General features: G+C 64.8%; 18 protein-coding genes. 7 read left to right on the top strand and 11 right to left on the bottom strand.

The annotated features are described in order from the left end of the window. Positions 1-228 precede the first annotated feature (228 nt). Positions 229-552: a YgaP-like transmembrane domain gene (locus E3U47_RS13305; protein ID WP_134691899.1), complete on the top strand. Its 324-nt coding sequence runs from the start codon at positions 229-231 to the stop codon at positions 550-552. Positions 553-616: 64 nt separating this feature from the next. Here E3U47_RS13305 and E3U47_RS13300 read toward each other — a convergent pair whose 3' ends face one another. Further along, positions 617-1,825, bottom strand: coding sequence for a hypothetical protein (locus E3U47_RS13300; protein WP_134691898.1), 1,209 nt, complete (start codon positions 1,823-1,825; stop codon positions 617-619). A 26-nt stretch (positions 1,826-1,851) separates the two neighbouring features. Next, positions 1,852-2,301 (bottom strand): YcgN family cysteine cluster protein, encoded by a 450-nt coding sequence (locus E3U47_RS13295; RefSeq protein ID WP_134691897.1) that lies wholly within the window; start codon positions 2,299-2,301, stop codon positions 1,852-1,854. Positions 2,302-2,446: 145 nt separating this feature from the next. On the opposite strand from E3U47_RS13295, the gene E3U47_RS13290 reads away from it, so the two are divergent. Next, on the top strand, positions 2,447-3,040 hold the full coding sequence (locus E3U47_RS13290) for a nitroreductase family protein (RefSeq protein WP_134691896.1): 594 nt from the start codon (positions 2,447-2,449) through the stop codon (positions 3,038-3,040). 98 nt (positions 3,041-3,138) lie between these two features. On the opposite strand, the gene E3U47_RS13285 is transcribed toward E3U47_RS13290, so the two are convergent. From E3U47_RS13285 to E3U47_RS13265, 5 genes are all read right to left on the bottom strand, one after another. Continuing rightward, positions 3,139-4,071 carry a D-2-hydroxyacid dehydrogenase gene (locus E3U47_RS13285; RefSeq protein ID WP_134691895.1) on the bottom strand — a complete coding sequence of 311 codons (933 nt, stop codon included), beginning with the start codon at positions 4,069-4,071 and terminating at the stop codon, positions 3,139-3,141. A 72-nt stretch (positions 4,072-4,143) separates the two neighbouring features. Beyond that, the gene (locus E3U47_RS13280) at positions 4,144-4,437 is read right to left on the bottom strand and encodes a YcgL domain-containing protein (protein ID WP_134691894.1); all 294 of its coding nucleotides are present in this window, start codon (positions 4,435-4,437) and stop codon (positions 4,144-4,146) included. Next, positions 4,434-5,567 carry a ribonuclease D gene (gene rnd, locus E3U47_RS13275; RefSeq protein WP_134691893.1) on the bottom strand — a complete coding sequence of 378 codons (1,134 nt, stop codon included), beginning with the start codon at positions 5,565-5,567 and terminating at the stop codon, positions 4,434-4,436. Before rnd ends, E3U47_RS13280 begins: the two co-directional genes overlap by 4 nt. Positions 5,568-5,667: 100 nt before the next feature. Then, on the bottom strand, positions 5,668-7,305 hold the full coding sequence (locus tag E3U47_RS13270; RefSeq protein ID WP_134691892.1) for a phosphoethanolamine transferase: 1,638 nt from the start codon (positions 7,303-7,305) through the stop codon (positions 5,668-5,670). Between the two features lie 165 nt (positions 7,306-7,470). Continuing rightward, on the bottom strand, positions 7,471-7,836 hold the full coding sequence (locus E3U47_RS13265; protein ID WP_134691891.1) for a 5-carboxymethyl-2-hydroxymuconate Delta-isomerase: 366 nt from the start codon (positions 7,834-7,836) through the stop codon (positions 7,471-7,473). A 118-nt stretch (positions 7,837-7,954) separates the two neighbouring features. Here E3U47_RS13265 and E3U47_RS13260 point away from each other — a divergent pair, with 118 nt between their 5' ends. Continuing rightward, entirely contained in the window at positions 7,955-8,191 is a 237-nt protein-coding gene (locus E3U47_RS13260) for a DUF465 domain-containing protein (RefSeq protein WP_134691890.1), read from the top strand. 81 nt (positions 8,192-8,272) lie between these two features. Here E3U47_RS13260 and E3U47_RS13255 read toward each other — a convergent pair whose 3' ends face one another. Continuing rightward, the gene (locus E3U47_RS13255; RefSeq protein ID WP_134691889.1) at positions 8,273-9,454 is read right to left on the bottom strand and encodes a PLP-dependent aspartate aminotransferase family protein; all 1,182 of its coding nucleotides are present in this window, start codon (positions 9,452-9,454) and stop codon (positions 8,273-8,275) included. 153 nt (positions 9,455-9,607) lie between these two features. Here E3U47_RS13255 and E3U47_RS13250 point away from each other — a divergent pair, with 153 nt between their 5' ends. Continuing rightward, positions 9,608-10,066, top strand: a complete 459-nt coding sequence (locus tag E3U47_RS13250; RefSeq protein WP_134691888.1) for an Lrp/AsnC family transcriptional regulator — start codon at positions 9,608-9,610, stop codon at positions 10,064-10,066. A 128-nt stretch (positions 10,067-10,194) separates the two neighbouring features. Here E3U47_RS13250 and E3U47_RS13240 read toward each other — a convergent pair whose 3' ends face one another. Then, a complete protein-coding gene (locus E3U47_RS13240; RefSeq protein WP_134691886.1) occupies positions 10,195-12,525 on the bottom strand; it encodes an FdhF/YdeP family oxidoreductase in 2,331 nt (776 codons plus the stop codon). A gap of 255 nt (positions 12,526-12,780) precedes the next feature. Here E3U47_RS13240 and moaA point away from each other — a divergent pair, with 255 nt between their 5' ends. Then, positions 12,781-13,785 carry a GTP 3',8-cyclase MoaA gene (gene moaA, locus E3U47_RS13235; protein ID WP_134691885.1) on the top strand — a complete coding sequence of 335 codons (1,005 nt, stop codon included), beginning with the start codon at positions 12,781-12,783 and terminating at the stop codon, positions 13,783-13,785. 21 nt (positions 13,786-13,806) lie between these two features. Then, the gene (locus E3U47_RS13230) at positions 13,807-14,706 is read left to right on the top strand and encodes a bestrophin family protein (protein ID WP_134691884.1); all 900 of its coding nucleotides are present in this window, start codon (positions 13,807-13,809) and stop codon (positions 14,704-14,706) included. Between the two features lie 70 nt (positions 14,707-14,776). On the opposite strand, the gene moaB is transcribed toward E3U47_RS13230, so the two are convergent. After that, a complete protein-coding gene (gene moaB / locus E3U47_RS13225; RefSeq protein ID WP_134691883.1) occupies positions 14,777-15,316 on the bottom strand; it encodes a molybdenum cofactor biosynthesis protein B in 540 nt (179 codons plus the stop codon). Between the two features lie 276 nt (positions 15,317-15,592). On the opposite strand from moaB, the gene sugE reads away from it, so the two are divergent. Next, on the top strand, positions 15,593-15,910 hold the full coding sequence (gene sugE / locus E3U47_RS13220) for a quaternary ammonium compound efflux SMR transporter SugE (protein WP_134691882.1): 318 nt from the start codon (positions 15,593-15,595) through the stop codon (positions 15,908-15,910). Between the two features lie 17 nt (positions 15,911-15,927). On the opposite strand, the gene E3U47_RS13215 is transcribed toward sugE, so the two are convergent. Beyond that, complete coding sequence (locus E3U47_RS13215; RefSeq protein ID WP_134691881.1) at positions 15,928-17,802, bottom strand: MFS transporter; 1,875 nt, start codon at positions 17,800-17,802, stop codon at positions 15,928-15,930. Between the last annotated feature and the right edge of the window lie 4 nt (positions 17,803-17,806).

Genomic DNA, 17,806 nt, shown 5'->3' with positions numbered 1-17,806 from the left:
ACTTAGAAGCAAAAGCAACAGCAACAGCAACAGCAACAGCAACAGCAACAGCAACAGCAACAGCAACAGCAACAGCAACAGCAACAGCAACAGCAACAGCAACAGCAACAGCAACTTATATTTTCATGAAACTCGGAGTTGGCCGGGGGGCCGCCCAGGCAATAAAAATGAACGCTCGTATGCCCGCCAGCGTCTGCTGAATATCACCGACCTGAGGAGGCCCCGCCAATGCACGACTTCCACTCCACAACGGATGCACCGCAACCCAATGTCCACGGCCTGGAACGCATCAGCTCTCTGGCCGGGGGCGCGTTGATGATCAGCAAGGGCCTGCGCCATGGCGGCCTGCTGGGCATGCTGCAAGTGGCCGTGGGTGGCCTGGCCCTGGCCCGAGGCCTGAGCGGGCATTGCTCGACCAAGGCCTGGTGGCAACATCATCGCGCCGAGTACCTGCGCCTGCACCGCGACATCGAACGCGGGGCGCAGGAGCTCAAGGCCCTGCAGGCCAGCGCCGAAGCGGCGACCCGTACCGCGACGATAACAGGCGGTTGAATGCATCGCAGGCACAGGGGCTAACACGTGGGAGCGGGCTTGCCCCGCGAACAAAGACCCGCGCCTAGCGCAACACCTTGCCCTGCAACACCTCGGACTGGCGGCCAAGCACGTTCTCGCTGATCTGCACGAACTCTGCGGTGCTGACGCTGGACAGCCGCATCAGCGCCCTGGCGACATCGTCCAGCGAGCGCTTGTCGTGGTTGTGCAGGCGGATCTCGCGGTCCAGCGCCTGCAACAGCAGCACGCCACGAGCCACCTGCGCGGGGCTGGCCTTGGCGCCCTTGAGGTGGTTCACCTTGTCGCCCAGCTTGTGCAAACGCGCCTGCGCCGCCTCATAGCGGTCATCACTCATGCCGCCGGCACGGCGCAACAACTCGGTGGCGTAATAGTCGGCCAGGCTCTCGCCCAGCCAATCGCTGCCATCGCGGTCGTTGATCTGGGCGAACAACTGCACCAGCTCGCGCAGCACCGGGCTGCTGCCGTTCTCGCTGACCAGCGGCCGGCCACTATGCAGGTACAGCGAGTTGTTGCCTGGCAGCACGCCACGCCACATCTCGTCACGGGCACCAACCAGCAGCAACTTGGACGGATTGCGCGGGAACACCGCCTGCAACTGCGGCCAGACGAAAGTCAGCAAGGTCAGCGTGTCCATGCGCCGCATGCCCTGCCCTTGCGGCGCGGCGACGGTCACCTCGGTATCGCCCAGGCGCGCGCGGCGGCTGCCGAGGTTGCCGGCCAGCATCCAGCCGGTGGGGCGGTCGAACAGACGCGAGACATCATCGATGCGAAATTTTTGCCGGCCAATGCGCGGCCAGGCCGTCTCGACGCTCTTCCAGCCCGCCGGCAGGTCGAAGGCCAGGCGCGACACCAGCTCGGTGCCGTCCTGCTGGTCAAGGCGCGCCGGCGGCACCAACTGGTCGCCACGAAACAGTGCCCAGTGCGCGGTGATCCGCGCCTCGTGGGCGCCGCCTTTGGGTTGCTGGTCGAGCACTACCCGATAGCTGAGGCTGGTCTTGCCCGGTGCCGGACGCCAGACGCCACGGCCGTTGTGCACCTGCCACTGGCCGTCGGCGAGAAAATCGCTGTAGGCGCCGCTCTTGCCCAGGTCGAAGTCCAGGCTGCGCACCGCGCTGCCCTCGGCCAGGGTCATGCGCACCTCGGCCTGGCCACTCTGCGGCAGCAGTCGTACCTGGTAATCGAGGTCGACTTTCTTCGCCAGCGCCTGCGTACTGAGCAGCAGGACAAACACCATCAACAGCGGGCGACGCATAGCGAAACTCCTTGTAGCCGCGAGGCTCAACCCGCGCGAAAGATCAGGTGGTCTTCCCAGTCGTCTTCATCCACGTCCTTTTCACTGAGCATCCGCCCTGACCGGGAAATGCGTTGCTCATGCACCTGCTGGCGATCCCCGCACACCAGGTGATGCCAGGCCGGCAGGTCCTGGCCTTCGCTGACCAGGCGATAACCGCAGGTGGGCGGCAACCACTTGAACTGGTCGGCCTTGCCCGGGGTCAGCTGGATGCAGTCGGGCACCTGCTGGAAGCGGTTGGGGTAATCGCTGCACGCACAGGTGGTGAGGTCGAGCAGCTTGCAGGCGATGCTCGTGTAATAGACGCTGTTGTCCTCTTCGTCCTCGAGCTTCTGCAAACAGCACAGGCCACAGCCGTCACACAGCGACTCCCACTCCTGGGCGTCGAGCTGCTCGAGGGTCTTGCGCCGCCAGAAGGGCGCGGTATCGGCGATCATCACACGGTTTCCTGCAGTCAACTTCAATCCGCGGCACGCGGCGGCGCCAGTCTAGAGGCAGTCCGGCGGCAACGCCAGACCGCTTGTCAGTGCTCGCCGGACACAGTAGCGTGCGGTTTTTGACCCCGCCCTTGCAGGAGCAGCCATGAGCGCCACCCCACGCATCGCCGACTATGCCATCAACGAGCAGTTCATCAACCGCTGGTCGCCCCGCGCCTTCAGCGACGAGCCGATCAGCCAGCAGACCCTGCTGAGCTTCCTCGAGGCCGCGCGCTGGGCGCCTTCGGCCTACAACTCGCAGCCGTGGCGCTTCCTCTACGCGCGCCGTGACACGCCGAGCTGGGCGCGCTACCTGGATATCCTCAACGAATTCAACCGCAGCTGGGCGCAGCACGCCTCGGCGCTGGTGCTGATCCTCTCCAAGACCACCTTCGCCGCGCCCGGCTCCGATGAAGAAAAACCCGCCCTGTGGCACACCTTCGACACCGGCTCCGCCTGGGGCCACCTGGCGCTGCAAGCCAGCATCAGCGGTTGGCACACCCACGGCATGGCCGGCTTCGACCAGGACCTGGCCCGCCGCGAGCTGAAGATCCCCGAGGGCTACGCGCTGCACGCCATGGTGGCGATCGGCAAGCTGGGTGACAAGGCGACCCTGGCCGAAGCCCTGCAGGCTCGCGAAATGCCAAGCCCGCGCCGGCCGCTGAGCGAGCTGGCTGCTGAAGGCGAGTTCAGCTTGTAACGCGATCTCTGTAGGAGCCGGCAGCGCCACGGCCGAAGCCATCCAACACGGCGCTTGCTGCGCCAGCAACGCTGGCTCCTGCAGGTGGCGGCTTGCCCTCAATAACCGCGGGCGAAATCCACTTCGCCACGCAACCCCTGCCCCGCCGCGTACGCCTGCGCATTCTCGACGAACAACCGTGCCATCGCCACCGGCGAGGTCGGCGCCGAGCTGTGCCCGGTCAGCAGCAGCCCCCAGGCGGTCCAGAACGGATGGCGCTGCGGCAGCGGCTCCTGGCGGCAGACATCGATCACCGCCCCGGCCAGGTGCCCCTGCTTGAGCGCCTCGACCAGGTCGGCATCGACCACCGCCACGCCACGCCCGGCATTGATGAACAGCGCGCTGGGCTTGAAGCACTTGAACAGCGTCGCGTCATACAGATCGTGCGTGGCCGGGGTATCGGGCAGCAGGTTGAGCACGTAGTCGACTTCACCGACCAGACGCGGCAGTTGCTCGAGCCCGGCCACCTCGACGAACGGCGCCTGCTCGCGGGCGGTACTGGCCACGCCGTACAGCTCGACGCCGAAGGGTTGCAGGAACTCAGCCACCCGCTGGCCAATATCGCCGGTACCGACGATCAGCACCCGACGCCCTTCCAGGGTGCGCCCTGGGCGGTCATCCCAGCGCCGCTCGACCTGGCTGACCAGGCGCGACAGCACTTCGCGCTCATGGCTGAGCATATAGGTGAGCATGTATTCGGCCATCACCTGGCCGAAGATACCCACCGCGCGGGTCAGGCGATAATCACACGGCAAGCCATCGGCCAACAGCGGGGTGATACCGGCCCAGGTCGACTGCATCCAAACGGGCTTGTGGCCCTGGCGCAGCAGGCTGGCCAGCAGGTCCGGCTGGCCCAGCCAGACCGGGCATTCGGGGGCGAAGCGCGCCAGCTCGGCGGAATCGCCGCTGGTCAGGACCTCCAGGTCCGGTGCCAGCTCGCCCAGCAGGCGAGCATAGTGGGCATGATCCTGTTCAGCGATCAGAACACGCATGTGCAAACACAACCTTGGCAAACAACGAAAGCGGCCCGCCAGGCGGGCCGGGGGAGAGGCGCGAGGCCCGGCTCAGGCCGGGTCGTTGCGGCGCAGCAACTCTTCGGGCAGGTGCTCGATGTAGTCGTCTTCCGGCGGCGGCATCTGCAGGTGGTAGCCCTGGCTGTCGAGATTTTCCAGGACCTTGGCGATGTCCTCGCGGGCCAGCTTGCGCTCCGGGGTCAGCACCAGGTCGAAGGCGTGCAGCGGCGTGCCGAAGAACGGCAGCAACGCCTCGGGCACGCGGGCCAGGCCGTCTGCCTTGAGCACGTAGAGGTACATCTCGTTCTTGCGTGGGCTTTTATAGATGGAGCAAATGCGTTTCATCGGGAATCTCCGGCACCCGCCAGGTCGTCCAGCAGGGCCTGGCCCATGCGCTCGCGGCGCCAGCCGCGCAGGGCATCGGGCAGTTGATAGGGGCCGTTGGGGTAGCCGCTCTTGAGCAGCGCTTCGAGGGCTTTTTTACGCAGCATCAGCTCCGGGGCGATGCCCAGGCGCTCGCCTTCGGCCTGGCCGATGGCGCGCAGGCGCTTGAGGATGCCGGCGGCCTCGATCGGCAGCGGCTCGGGCAGCGGCGCTGGCCACTGTTCCTGCGGCAGCGCGGCGGCACGCTTGATCAGCTGGATGAGCTGTTCGCCGTCCTGGCGGATGGTTCGTGGATGCATCTCGTCGATTTTCGCCAGGGCCGACGGCGAATCGGGCTGGTTCTTGGCCATGGGCCACAGCGAGTGCTCCTTGAGGATACGGTTGCGGGGCACATCGCGGCTGCGGGCTTCACGCTCGCGCCAGGCACATAGCTCGCGCAGCACCGCCAACTGCTGGCGGCCCAGCTTCCAGGCCAGCTTGACATCGCGGTACAGGGTCTCGGGCTCGACTTCGCGACGCAGCGCAGCGACCAGTTCGGCTCCGTCCTCAAGGACCCAGGCGTACTTGTCATCGGACAATCGCGGGCGCAGGGCGTCGAACAGCTCGGCCAGGTGCACGGCATCCTCGGCGGCGTAGCTGACCTGGGTGTCCGACAGCGGGCGTTGCAGCCAGTCGGAGCGGGTCTCGCCCTTGGGCAGGTCGATGCCCAGCACGTCCTGGACCAGGCGCGAATAGCCCATCGAGAATCCGATGTTCAGGTAGCCTGCTGCCAGTTGCGTGTCGAACAGTGGTTGCGGCAGCTTGCCGGTCAGGCGCAGCAACACCTCGAGGTCTTCGCTGCAAGCGTGCAGCACCTTGACCACGCCGCTATCCTCAAGCAGCCCGGCCAGCGGTTGCCAGTCGCGGATCAGCAACGGGTCGATGAGGAAGGCCCGCTGGCCGTCGCCGATCTGGATCAGCCCGGCCTTCGGGTAAAAGGTATCGACCCGCATGAATTCGGTGTCGAGCGCCACGAAAGGCAGTTCGCGCCAGCTTTGGCAGTGCTCGGCCAGGGTCTGGTCGTCACGGATCCAGTGAATATCGATGGCCACGAGGCTCTCCCACTAACATTGGCGCGCAGTATATACGGCGCGGGCGCTCTGGGTGAAACCTCGCAAGCCACGCCATCCTTGGTACCGACCGCGGTGGCGGTCAGCGATCGACCGCCAGCCAGGGGCGGCAGCCGGCAAACATGTCCAGCGACTGCTGGTAGACCCCGGTGCGCACCTGCAACAGGCCGAGCATCGAGTGGAACAGGTTGTCCTGGGACAATGGCGCATCACGCAGCTTGGCCAGGCAACCGGTGTCGAGGCCGAAGTCCTGCTGATAACTGTCGGAGAACCAGGCCAGCAGCGGCACATGCTTCTGCTGGTCCGGCGCCATCATGTACGGCGTGCCGTGCAGGAACAGGTTGTATTCGCCCAGCGACTCGCCATGGTCGGACAGGTAGATCATCGCGGTGTCTACCTTGTCCTGCTTGTTGCGCAGGGTGTCGATCAGCGACGCCAGCACCTTGTCGGTATAGCTCAAGGTGTTGTCATAGCCATTGACGATTTCCTGTGTGCTGCACTGGTTCAGCGCATTGCTGCGACATACCGGGGTGAATGGCTCGGCACCAGCCGGGTAGCGCTTGAAATACTCGGGGCCGTGGCTGCCCATCTGGTGCAGCACCAGCACGGTGTCCTGGTCGAGGTTGTCGATCAGCTCGCCAAGGCCCTGCAGCAGGATCTCGTCATGGCATTCGCCGCTGGCGCACAGGGCCGGATCCTTGCGGTTGCTGACATCGATGAACTGCACGCGATCGCAGGTGCCCTTGCAGCCGCTCTGGTTGTCACGCCACTGCACGGCCAGGCCAGCGCGCTGGAGGATATCGAGCAGCCCCTCGCGGTTCTTCGCCACGCTCGGCACATAGTCCTTGCGGCCCATGCCGGAGAACATGCATGGCACCGACACCGCGGTCTCGGTGCCGCAGGAATGCACGTCGGTGAAGCTCAGCAAGCCCTGTTCCCTGGCCAGTCGCGGCGTGGTATCGCGGGCATAGCCAAGCACGCCGAAGTTATCCGCCCGGGCACTCTCGCCCACCACCAGCACAGTCAGCGACTTGCGCGCATGGTGCTGCCAGGCGGCATCGCGGCGAGCATCTTCGCCATAGGCCAGGAAGGGCTGGGCGGCGCTGCCGATCTGTTCACGAACGTAACCGAACGAAGCACCGACGATATTGCTCGGGGTGAGCATCAGGCGCAGTTCATGGTGGTTGCGCAACAACGAGGCAAGCCCCTGGTAATTGACCAGCGCCACCGAGCCCAACGCCACCACGCAGGCGCCGCTGACCACCAGCTTGCCCAGCAGCTCGCGGTGCCAGGGCCGATAGGCGATGTTGGCCTTCCATACCAGCAGCGACGGCAATACGCCGAGCAGCAGGATATACAGGACAAACTTCAACGACAGCAAGTCGCGGACTTCCGCGGCATTGGTTTCGGCGACATTGCGAAACATGCCGGCATCTATAAGCACGCCGTATTGGTTCATGAAGTACGCGACCGCCGCGCCGCCCATGAACAATACAATCAGCACCGGTTTCAATACATAACGAAATGCCAACAAGGTGAGAATAAGATTGAACGCGAACAGCATCATTACCGCGAATGCCAAGCTCAGCCACAGCCCCACCATGCCGGGTGGCACAATGGCTTCCAGGTGCTCCCAGAGAAACAGGTTCATGCCGATCAGCAGGTAAAGACTGGCCAGCAACGTGACCCATTCAGTCCGCAGGGGTTTAAGTGTGAGCATGGCGTTCGCATTAAGGGTTCAACAGCGGCCAACACGCCCGCATGGGCAGGTTGGAAAGTTGCGCGAACTTTAGGAATGCGAGCATCAATTTTTTGTGAAAAAGACGCCAACGAATCGCTGGATTGACGTCTTTCATGGATTAAACAACTTTCATTCAGCCGCCATTCAGCCAGGCAGGCGACGCTTGGCGTACGGCGCACGGTCGATATCCAGCACTTCCACGCACAGCTGAATGTCCAGCCCGACCTGGGCGGGGATCGCCTCGTGCAGCACCTCGAGCAGGCTGCTGGACAGCTGCTGCTTGACCTGCTCGGAACGGCCGCTAAGGATCGCCAGGCGCACATGGGCGAATGCCCGCTCGCCCGGCGCGGTGCCGACGCGATACTGGGCGAAAGCCTGGGCGCGGCTCTTGATGTCCAGTTCCTCGGCGAACTGGCCGCTACCGACCAGGGCGTGGTTGAGGCGCAGCAACAGCACGTCGACATTGAGGTCGCGCAGGTTGTCGCTGTATTCGAGGTTCAAGTGAGGCATGGCGCAGGTTCCAGTTACGCGAGGGATGTGCGACAGCCTACCCCAGTCCCGCAATGGGGCAAAGGCGGCTATCCTCAGGACTCAGGCTCGTTCGACAACCCGCCAGAGAGGTGAAGAAATGCCCGTCCCGCATGATTTGCTCGCAGACCTGCATGTGACCGCCGACCAGTTCCAGGCCCTGATCGACAAGGACCACGACCTGCACAAGTTGCACAAGGAATACAACGCCAAGGACAAGGAAGTGGTGGCCGCCGAAGGCAACGGCACCAATGACGACACAGTCAACCTGCTACGCAAGGAACGCTTGCTGCTCAAGGACAAGATCGAAAGGATCGTCCATCCGCCCAAATCCTGAATCGACTCCTGCAAGGGGCGCATCCCCCTGTAGGAGCCGGCCTTGCCGGCGAACGCCGGCAAGGCCGATGCCGCCCGACGATCACGCCTGGGCCGAGGCCTTCAGTGCCGTCTCCAGATCCTCGATCAGATCGCGGTAGTCCTCGATCCCCACCGACAACCGCAGCAGGTTCTCGCTGATTCCCATCACACCCTTCTGCTCCGGGCTCAGCGAATTGTGCGACATGCTCCAGGAGTGGTTGATCATGCTCTCCACCCCGCCCAACGAGTCGGCCAGCACGAAGATCGACAGCGCCTCGACCAAACGGTTGACCGCCGCCCGACCACCCTTGATGCGCAACGCCACCACCGCGCCGCCGGTGCGCATCTGGCGCTTGCTCAGCTCATGCTGCGGATGGCTTTCCAACCCCGGGTAGTAGACCTGCTCGACCTGCGGGTGCTGTTCGAGGAACTGCGCCACGCGCAGGGCATTGGCGCTCTGGCGCTCCATGCGCACATCGAGGGTCTTCAGCCCGCGCAATGCCAGGTAGCAGTCGAACGGCCCCTGGATGGCGCCGACCGCCATGCTGATCTTGCGCAGGCGCCCCAACAGCTCCGGGTTGGCCGCCACCACCACGCCACCGGTGAGGTCGGAGTGGCCGCCGATGTATTTGCTCGCCGAGTGCATCACCAGGTCCACGCCCAGGGTGATCGGCTGCTGGTTCCACGGCGAGCAGAAGGTGTTGTCGATGCAGGTCAGCACACCGCGAGCGCGGGCCAGGTCGCACACCGCCTTGATGTCCACCAGGTGCAGCAGCGGGTTGGTCGGCGATTCGATCCAGATCAGTTGAGTTTCGGGGCGGATCGCAGCGGCCACGGCGTCGATGTCATTGAGGTCGACATAGGTAGTGGTCAGGCCCGAGGTGCGTCCACGGTAGTCTTCCAGCAGGCGGAAGGTGCCACCGTAGACGCCGTTCATCACCACCACATGGGCATCCTTGGACAACAGCTCGAGCACCGTGGCGGTGGCACTGACGCCCGAGGCGCAGGCGACAGCGCCGACACCCTCCTCCAGTGCGGCCACGCAGGTTTCGTAGGCATGCCGGGTCGGGTTACTGACCCGGCTGTAGGCATATTCGGGGTTGTCGTCCAGACCGCGCTTGATGAACGAGCTGGAGGTGACGATGGCCGGGAAGATGGCATTGTCGGCGACGCTGGACTGCTCGCCGGCGTGGATGGTACGGGTGGCGAAATTGCGCGGCTTGTCGGACATGTTCGGGCCCATGGGCTAAGGGTGGAAAACCGCCACTATCGCATATCCGCCCCGGCCCGGCGCTATCGGAACGTTCCTGCCGCTCGGCATGGGATTACAGTTCCAATGATGTGTCCTAGCGACTACTCTCGGGAAACTTTTTCTCTTTTCAGGCCACAGCACACAATGGACAGTTTCGACCAGCATATTCTTACCCTGCTCCAACGTGACGCCTCGATCTCGCTCAAGGACCTGGCCGAAGCGGTCAACCTGTCGACCACGCCGTGCTGGAAACGGGTCAAGCGCCTGGAGGAAGACGGCTACATCAAGGGACGTGTCGCCTTGCTCGACCCTGTGCGCCTGGGCCTGGGGCTGACGGTGTTCGTCCAGCTCAAGACCCAGCGCCACGACAGTGACTGGCTGGCGCGGTTCGCCGCCACGGTGACGGCGTTCGAGGAGGTGATGGAGGTGTACCGCATGTCCGGCGACTGGGACTACATGCTGCGCGTGGTGGTGGGCGACATCGGCGCCTACGACCGCTTCTACAAGAAGCTGATCACCAGCACCGACGGGCTGTCGAACATCACTTCGAGCTTTGCCATGGAGCAGATGAAGTACACCACGGCGTATCCGGTGCATCGCTAACACCGTGCGGCGTGCCCCCCTGTGGGAGCGGGTTTACCCGCGAACGCCGGCATAACCGGTGCCAGGCAGCGCGTCACCTGGTTCGCCAGCAAGGCTGGCTCCTACAGTTTGTATACCGGCGCAGCTCCTCACTCCCCGGCGGCCATCACCTCGATACGATTGCCGGCCTGGGCCTTCTCCAGCTTGATCGCCACGAACTTCGAGGTTGGCGTGTAGGTGCCTTCGCCGTAACTGTCCAGCGGCACCAGCGGGTTGGTCTCTGGGTAGTACGCCGCCGCCTGCCCCTGCGGCACGTCATAGGCCACCAGGCGGAAGCCCGACACCCGGCGCTCGCGACCATCCTCCCACAACGACACCAGGTCCACCTGCTCGCCCGGCTCGAAGCCCAGGCGGCGGATATCGGCCTCATTGACGAAAACCACCTCGCGCAGGCCGAACACACCGCGGTAGCGGTCGTCCAGGCCGTACAGCGTGGTGTTGTACTGATCGTGGGAGCGCAAGGTCTGCAGGATCAGGTCCGGCGTGTCACCACGCGCCAGCACCGCTTCGTTGATCAGTTGCACCGGCAGCTCGCTGGCGCTGAACCGCGCCTTGCCAGTGGCCGTACGGAAGTTGCGGTCCGCGGCGTTGTTGCCCAGGTGGAAACCGCCTGGATGCTGCAGGCGCGCGTTGAAATCAGTGAAGCCCGGGATTACATCGGCGATCAGGTCGCGAATGCGGCCGTAGTCGGCGATCACATGGTCCCAGTCGATCGGCCGGTTGCCCAGGGTGGCCTGGGCCATGCCGGCGATGATCGCCGGCTCCGAGCGCAGGTGCGGCGAACGCGGCTGCAACTGGCCGTGGGAAATGTGCACCATGCTGAAGGTGTCTTCCACGGTGACGCCCTGCGGGCCTTCGGCCTGCAGGTCGATCTCGGTGCGGCCCAGGCACGGCAAGATCAATGCATCGCGTCCGGTCACCAGGTGCGAGCGGTTGAGCTTGGTGGAAATCTGTACGGTCAACTCGCAGTTGCGCAGCGCCGCGTGGGTGCGTGGGGTATCCGGCGTGGCCTGGGCAAAGTTGCCGCCCAGGCCGATGAACACCTTGGCCTGCCCCTGTTCCATGGCCTTGATCGCCAGCACCGCGTTGTGCCCGTGCTCGCGAGGCACGCTGAACTGGAAGCGCCGCTCGATGGCATCGAGCAACTGCGCCTTGGGCTTCTCGTCGATGCCCATGGTGCGGTCACCCTGCACGTTGCTGTGGCCACGTACCGGCGACAGGCCGGCGCCCGGCTTGCCGACGTTGCCGCGCAGCAACTGCAGGTTGACGATTTCCTGCACGGTCGGCACCGAGTGGCGGTGCTGGGTGATGCCCATGGCCCAGCACATGATCACCCGCTCGGCCTTGCGGTACATGCGCGCGGCCAGCTCGATCTCGGCCTTGCTCAGGCCGGACTGCTCGATGATATGGGGCCATGGCGTGGCATCCACCAGTGCCAGGTAATCCTCGACGCCGCTGGTGTGCTCGGCGATGAAGGCATGGTCGAGCACCGGCGGCTCGTTGTTCAGCTGTGCCTCGCGCTCCCACTGCAGGAGGAACTTGGCGATGCCGCGCATGGCCGCCATGTCGCCGCCCAGGGCTGGACGGAAGTAGGCGGTGTTGGTCGGTTCGGAGCCATTGCTGAGCATCTCGAACGGGTGCTGCGGATGCTGGAAACGCTCCAGGCCACGTTCCTTGAGCGGGTTGAAGCAGACCACCTGGGCGCCGCGCTTGACCGCCTCGCGCAGCGGTTCGAGCATGCGCGGATGGTTGGTGCCGGGGTTCTGGCCAATGACGAAGATCGCATCGGCCAGCTCCAGGTCGTGGAACACCACGGTGCCCTTGCCCACGCCAAGGGTCTCGGCCATGCCCACGCCGCTGGCCTCGTGGCACATGTTCGAGCAGTCGGGGAAGTTGTTGGTGCCGAAGGCGCGCACGAACAACTGGTAGAGGAACGCCGCCTCGTTGCTGGCCCGGCCAGAGGTGTAGAACTCGGCCTGGTCGGGCGACTCGAGACGGTTCAGGTGGCGGGCGACCAGGGCGAAGGCTTCTTCCCAACTGGTCTGGACGTAATGGTCGGTGGCCGCGTCATAGCGCATCGGATGGGTCAGCCGGCCCTGGTACTCGAGCCAGTAGTCGGTCTGTTCGCGCAACGCACTGACGCTGTACTTGGCGAAGAACGCCGGATCCACCGAGCGACCGGTGGCCTCCCAGTTCACCGCCTTGGCACCGTTCTCACAGAATTTGACCATGTCGCTTTCCGGCGACTCGCCCCAGGCGCAGCCCGGGCAGTCGAAGCCACCGTTCTGGTTGGTCTTGAGCATGGCCCGCAGGTTCTTGAAGGCGTTCTCGCTGCCCAGCCAGCTCTTGGTCACACTCTTGAGCGCGCCCCAGCCGGCGGCCGGCCCCTTGTAGTCCCTGATGTGTTCGTCCTGGCTCATGCTGTGAAAATCTCGCGCGGTGTTTTTTTCAGCCTAAGAAGTGCGCCCCAGACGCGTCCAATCGATATGAGTGAAAGCGTGATAAACGCCGTCGATCATGGCCTGCAGCCCTCGCCTGGCGGGGCCTTGAGCCGTGATAGAGGAGACTGATCGAATAGTCGGGCAAAGCAATTTGACGGCACTGGACGCAGGTTATAGCTTGAACCTTGTCTGCGGCCTTGCGCCGCCCCACCCTCTTCAATGTCGAGCGCGAACGTGGAAAAGAACCCCCAGGCCCTGATCGACGGTTTCAACCGCAAAGTCGACTACCTGCGGATGTCGGTCACCGACCGCTGCGACTTCCGCTGCGTCTATTGCATGGCCGAGGACATGCAGTTCCTGCCGCGCCAGCAGATCCTCAGCCTCGAGGAGCTGTACCAGGTTGCCGAGCGCTTCGTGGCCCTGGGCACCCGCAAGATCCGCCTGACCGGCGGCGAGCCGCTGGTACGCCAGGGCATCGTCGAGCTGTGCGGGCGCATCGCCGCCCTGCCCGGCCTGCGCGAACTGTGCCTGACCAGCAACGGCTCGCAGTTGGGCCGTCTGGCCCAGCCGCTGTTCGACGCCGGCGTGTCGCGCCTGAACATCAGCCTCGACAGCCTCGACCGCGAACGCTTCCGCGCCCTGACCCGCACCGGTGACCTCGACCAGGTGATCGCCGGCATCGATGCCGCCCGCGCCGCGGGCTTCCGTCGCACCAAGCTTAATGCCGTGGTCCTCAAGGGCCGCAACGACCATGAGATCGTCGACCTGGTGCGCTTCGCCATTGACCGAGAGCTGGACATCTCCTTCATCGAGGAAATGCCCCTGGGCGTGATCAGCGAGCACGAACGCGGCGAGTCGTTCTGCTCCAGCGACGATGTGCGCGCGCGCCTGGCCGAGCACTTCACCCTGGTCGAGTCGGCCGAGTCGTCCCAGGGCCCTGCGCGCTACTGGCGCCTGGCCGAGGCGCCGAACACCCGGGTCGGTTTCATTTCCCCGCACAGCCACAACTTCTGCGCCACCTGCAACCGCGTGCGGCTGACCGTCGAAGGCCGCCTGTTGTTGTGCCTGGGCAACGAGCACTCGGTGGACCTCAAGCAGGTCCTGCGCCAGCACCCGGGCGAGCGCGAGCGCCTGGAGCAGGCGATCCGCGACGCCATGCAGCTCAAGCCCTACCGCCACCACTTCGAGGTCGGTGGCGAGGTGCAGATCCTGCGTTTCATGAACATGACCGGCGGCTGATCGGCTGCCTCTGGAACCGCCTTGATCGTCCATCCACGCCCCGACATGCTGCGCGTGCTGTTCACCCTCAAGGGCTCGATTATCCAGCGCATCGCCTTGCGCTGCCTGGGGGTGACCCTGCTGGCGGCCTTGATCGTGCTGATCGAGCGGCACTACCCGGCGCTGTTCTACCCGGTCAGTGCCACGCCGTTCACCTTGCTCGGCCTGTCGTTGTCGATCTTCATGAGCTTTCGCAACAACGCCTGCTACGACCGCTGGTGGGAAGGTCGCAAGGCCTGGGGGCGGTTGATCATCGAGGTGCGTTCGTTCACCCGCGAAAGCGTGGTGATCAAGGACCCGCACCTGCGCACGCTGCTGCTGCGCAACCTGTGCGGCTTCGCCCACGCACTCAACGCCCGGTTGCGCAACGAGGACGAACTGCGCGCCGCCCGGCCCTGGCTGGGCGAGCAGGCGCTAATCGTCCGCCACAATGTGTGTGACGGCATCCTGCGCGAGGTGGGCGAACACTGTTCACGGCTGGCCGAACAGGGGGCGCTCAGCGAGTTCCGCTATACCAGCCTGGCGCAGCGCCTGGCGGGGCTCTCGGAGGTGCAGGCCACCTGCGAACGGATCAAGAGCACGCCATTGCCGTTCCCCTACACCCTGCTGCTGCACCGCACCATCTATATCTTCTGCCTGCTGCTGCCGTTCGCCCTGGCCGAACCCTTGGGCTGGCTGGCGCCGTTGTTCACCACCATCGTCAGCTACACCTTCTTCGGCCTGGATGCGATCGGCAACGAGCTGGAAGACCCGTTCGGGCGCGACGAGAACGATTTACCCACCGATGCGCTGGTGCGCAGCCTCGAACGCGATGTGCTGGCGGCGCTGGGGCACGAGCCGCTGCCGCCGGCGCTGGAGCCGGTGGATCATGTGCTGAGTTGAAGGCCCGTCGCGGGGCAAGTCGCAGCGGCGCACCGCCTCTGCGACTCGCCCCGCGATGGGGTTCCTGAGGTCAACCGCGGCTTGCGCAGGCCCCGATGGGTTTAAGGTGCGCGACGAAATTACACGGCCGATGCCGGGCATCCAGCTGTTCGGCCAAGATCCCCTCCCAGGCCGTGCGGCAGGCACCGGTCGAGCCCGGCAGGCAGCACACCAGGGTGCCATTGGCCATGCCGGCCAGCGCCCGGCTCTGCACCGTGGAGGTACCGATGTCGAGAATCGACAGGGCACGGAACAGCTCGCCGAAGCCATCGATGTGCTTGTCCAACAGGCAGTTCACCGCTTCCGGCGTGCTGTCACGTCCGGTGAAACCGGTGCCGCCGGTGATCAGCACCACCTGCACCTGCTCGTCGGCGATCCAGGTGGCGACCTGGGCGCGGATCTTGTACAGATCGTCCTTGAGCAACTCGCGCGCCACCAGGCGATGGCCGACGCCGACCGCGCGGCTGGCCAGCAGCTCGCCAGAGGTATCGTTGTCGAAGGAACGGGTGTCGCTGACGGTCAGCACGGCGATGTTCAGTGGCACGAACACCGCATCGGGTTTCACGCTCATGGGAACTGCTCCGGAAATGGGCTCGCGGCCACGTTAGAGGCAACCCCAGGCAGCGTCCAATCGATAGCGCATACCGCATGATCGACGCTTTCTATCGCCGGCAAGCACCTGCTGCAGGCGCGGGCTCGTGCGGCGAACCGCTGGCGCCAACAGCGCAGAGCACTTGCCGGCGAGCTGAAAAATGTGCACTATACTGCGCACTGTGAGGACGACCTTACGACGCTGTGCGTGACCATCCCGGGGACGGCCCCATCCTTGAAACGATGGAGAGACACCATGTCCTGGATCATCCTGTTCTTCGCCGGCCTGTTCGAGGTCGGCTGGGCTGTCGGCCTCAAGTACACCGACGGCTTCACCCGCCCCCTGCCCACCGTGCTCACCGTCGGCGCCATGGTCATCAGCCTCGGCCTGCTGGGCCTGGCCATGAAAGAGCTGCCGCTGGGCACCGCCTATGCCATCTGGACCGGCGTCGGCGCGGTCGGCACGGTCATCGCCGGCATCATCCTGTTCGGCGAATCCATGGCCCTGGTGCGTTTGGTCAGCGTTGCCCTGATCATCTGCGGCTTGGTCGGCCTGAAGGTCAGCGCCAGCTGACCTTCGCTTGCACCGCCTTAACGTAGCGCGCCGCGCAGCAGGCTCACCTGTTCGCGCAGCGCTTCAGGCTGCGCCGCCTCCGCCGGGATGGCGGCGCCAGCCACGATGGTCACCCGCGACCACAGGCGCTTGAAGAAGCCCTTGTTCGGATCGCGACTGAAGAAACTCCCCCACAGCCCCTGCAACGCCAACGGAATCACCGGCACTGGCGTTTGCTCCAGGATACGGCTGACCCCACCCTTGAACACATCGATCTCACCATCCGAACTCAGCTTGCCCTCGGGGAAGATGCACACCAGCTCGCCGTCAGCCAGGTACTGGGCGATGCGAACGAAGGCTCGCTCGTAGGTCGCCTCGTCTTCGCCACGCCCGGCGATCGGGATGGCTCCGGCGGTGCGGAACACGAAGTTGAGCACCGGCAGGTTGTAGATCTTGTAGTACATGACGAAACGGATCGGCCGGCGGATGGCGCCACCGAGCAATAGCGCATCGACGAACGAGACATGGTTGCACACCAGCAGCGCCGCGCCTTCGTCGGGAATACGCTGCAACTCGCGGTGCTCGACCCGGTACATCGAATGGCTGAGCAGCCAGATCAGGAAGCGCATGGTGAATTCCGGCACGATCCGGAAGATATAGGCGTTGACCGCGATATTGAGCAGCGACACCACCAGGAACAACTGCGGGATACTCAGCTTGGCCAGGCTCAACAGGACGATGGTGATGATCGCCGACACCACCATGAACAGCGCGTTGAGGATGTTGTTGGCGGCGATCACCCGGGCCCGCTCGCCCTCTGCGGTGCGGGCCTGGATCAAGGCGTACAGCGGCACGATGTAGAAGCCGCCGAATACCCCAAGGCCCACGATCGAGAGCATGATCCACCAGGCCTGGCTCATGCCCAGCAGGGCCAGCCAGTCATGGGGCGTCGCCGCAGCAGGAACGTCCCCGGAGTGCCACCACCAGAGCAGGCCGAACAGGGTCAGGCCGAACGAGCCGAACGGCACCAGGCCGATTTCCACCTTGCGCCCGCTGAGGCGCTCGCACAGCAGCGAACCGACGGCGATGCCCACCGAGAACAGGGTCAATACCAGGGTGACCACTGTCTCGTCGCCATGCAGCCAGTCCTTGGCATAGGCCGGGATCTGCGTGAGGTAGATGGCGCCGACGAACCAGAACCACGAGTTGCCGACAATCGAGCGCGACACCGCCGGGGTCTGCCCCAAGCCCAGGCGCAGGGTGGCCCAGGACTGCTTGAAGATGTTCCAGTCCAGCTTCATCTCGGGTGCGGCGGCGGCGGCGCGGGGGATCCAGCGGCTGGCCAGGTAGCCGAGCACGGCGGTACCGACCACGCCCGCCGCGGCCAGCGCCGCATAGCTGGATGACGACATCAGCACGCCAGCGCCGATGGTCCCGGCCAGGATCGCCAGGAAAGTCCCCATCTCCACCAGGCCGTTGCCGCCCACCAGTTCCTCCTCCCGCAGGGCCTGGGGCAGGATCGAATATTTCACCGGGCCGAACAGCGCCGAATGGGTGCCCATGGCGAACAACGCCAGCAGCATCAACTCCAGGTGATGGGTGACGAAACCGGTCGCGCCGATGGCCATGATGGCGATCTCGGCCAGCTTGATCGCGCGGATCAGCCGGTCCTTGGCGAATTTCTCGCCAAACTGCCCGGCCAATGCCGAGAACAGGAAGAACGGCAGGATGAACAGCAAGGCGCAGAGGTTGACCCAGATCGAGCGGTCGCCTTCCAGGCTCAGCTTGTAGAGGATCGCCAGGATCAGCGACTGCTTGAACAGGTTGTCGTTGAAGGCGCCCAGCGACTGGGTCATGAAGAACGGCAGGAAACGCCGTTTGCCGAGCAGGGTGAATTGCGAGGGGTGACTCATCGTC

The organism is Pseudomonas sp. RIT623 (assembly GCF_004519305.1).
GTDB lineage: Bacteria > Pseudomonadota > Gammaproteobacteria > Pseudomonadales > Pseudomonadaceae > Aquipseudomonas.
This window is presented reverse-complemented; position numbering and strand designations above follow the sequence as displayed.

Bases quoted from the DNA above. Each gene is read 5' to 3' on its own strand.
- E3U47_RS13305 (WP_134691899.1), top strand. From the start codon at position 229: ATGCACGACTTCCACTCCACAACGGATGCACCGCAACCCAATGTCCAC.
- E3U47_RS13300 (WP_134691898.1), bottom strand. From the start codon at position 1,825: ATGCGTCGCCCGCTGTTGATGGTGTTTGTCCTGCTGCTCAGTACGCAG.
- E3U47_RS13295 (WP_134691897.1), bottom strand. From the start codon at position 2,301: ATGATCGCCGATACCGCGCCCTTCTGGCGGCGCAAGACCCTCGAGCAG.
- E3U47_RS13290 (WP_134691896.1), top strand. From the start codon at position 2,447: ATGAGCGCCACCCCACGCATCGCCGACTATGCCATCAACGAGCAGTTC.
- E3U47_RS13285 (WP_134691895.1), bottom strand. From the start codon at position 4,071: ATGCGTGTTCTGATCGCTGAACAGGATCATGCCCACTATGCTCGCCTG.
- E3U47_RS13280 (WP_134691894.1), bottom strand. From the start codon at position 4,437: ATGAAACGCATTTGCTCCATCTATAAAAGCCCACGCAAGAACGAGATG.
- E3U47_RS13270 (WP_134691892.1), bottom strand. From the start codon at position 7,305: ATGCTCACACTTAAACCCCTGCGGACTGAATGGGTCACGTTGCTGGCC.
- E3U47_RS13265 (WP_134691891.1), bottom strand. From the start codon at position 7,836: ATGCCTCACTTGAACCTCGAATACAGCGACAACCTGCGCGACCTCAAT.
- E3U47_RS13260 (WP_134691890.1), top strand. From the start codon at position 7,955: ATGCCCGTCCCGCATGATTTGCTCGCAGACCTGCATGTGACCGCCGAC.
- E3U47_RS13255 (WP_134691889.1), bottom strand. From the start codon at position 9,454: ATGGGCCCGAACATGTCCGACAAGCCGCGCAATTTCGCCACCCGTACC.
- E3U47_RS13250 (WP_134691888.1), top strand. From the start codon at position 9,608: ATGGACAGTTTCGACCAGCATATTCTTACCCTGCTCCAACGTGACGCC.
- E3U47_RS13240 (WP_134691886.1), bottom strand. From the start codon at position 12,525: ATGAGCCAGGACGAACACATCAGGGACTACAAGGGGCCGGCCGCCGGC.
- moaB (WP_134691883.1), bottom strand. From the start codon at position 15,316: ATGAGCGTGAAACCCGATGCGGTGTTCGTGCCACTGAACATCGCCGTG.
- sugE (WP_134691882.1), top strand. From the start codon at position 15,593: ATGTCCTGGATCATCCTGTTCTTCGCCGGCCTGTTCGAGGTCGGCTGG.
- E3U47_RS13215 (WP_134691881.1), bottom strand. From the start codon at position 17,802: ATGAGTCACCCCTCGCAATTCACCCTGCTCGGCAAACGGCGTTTCCTG.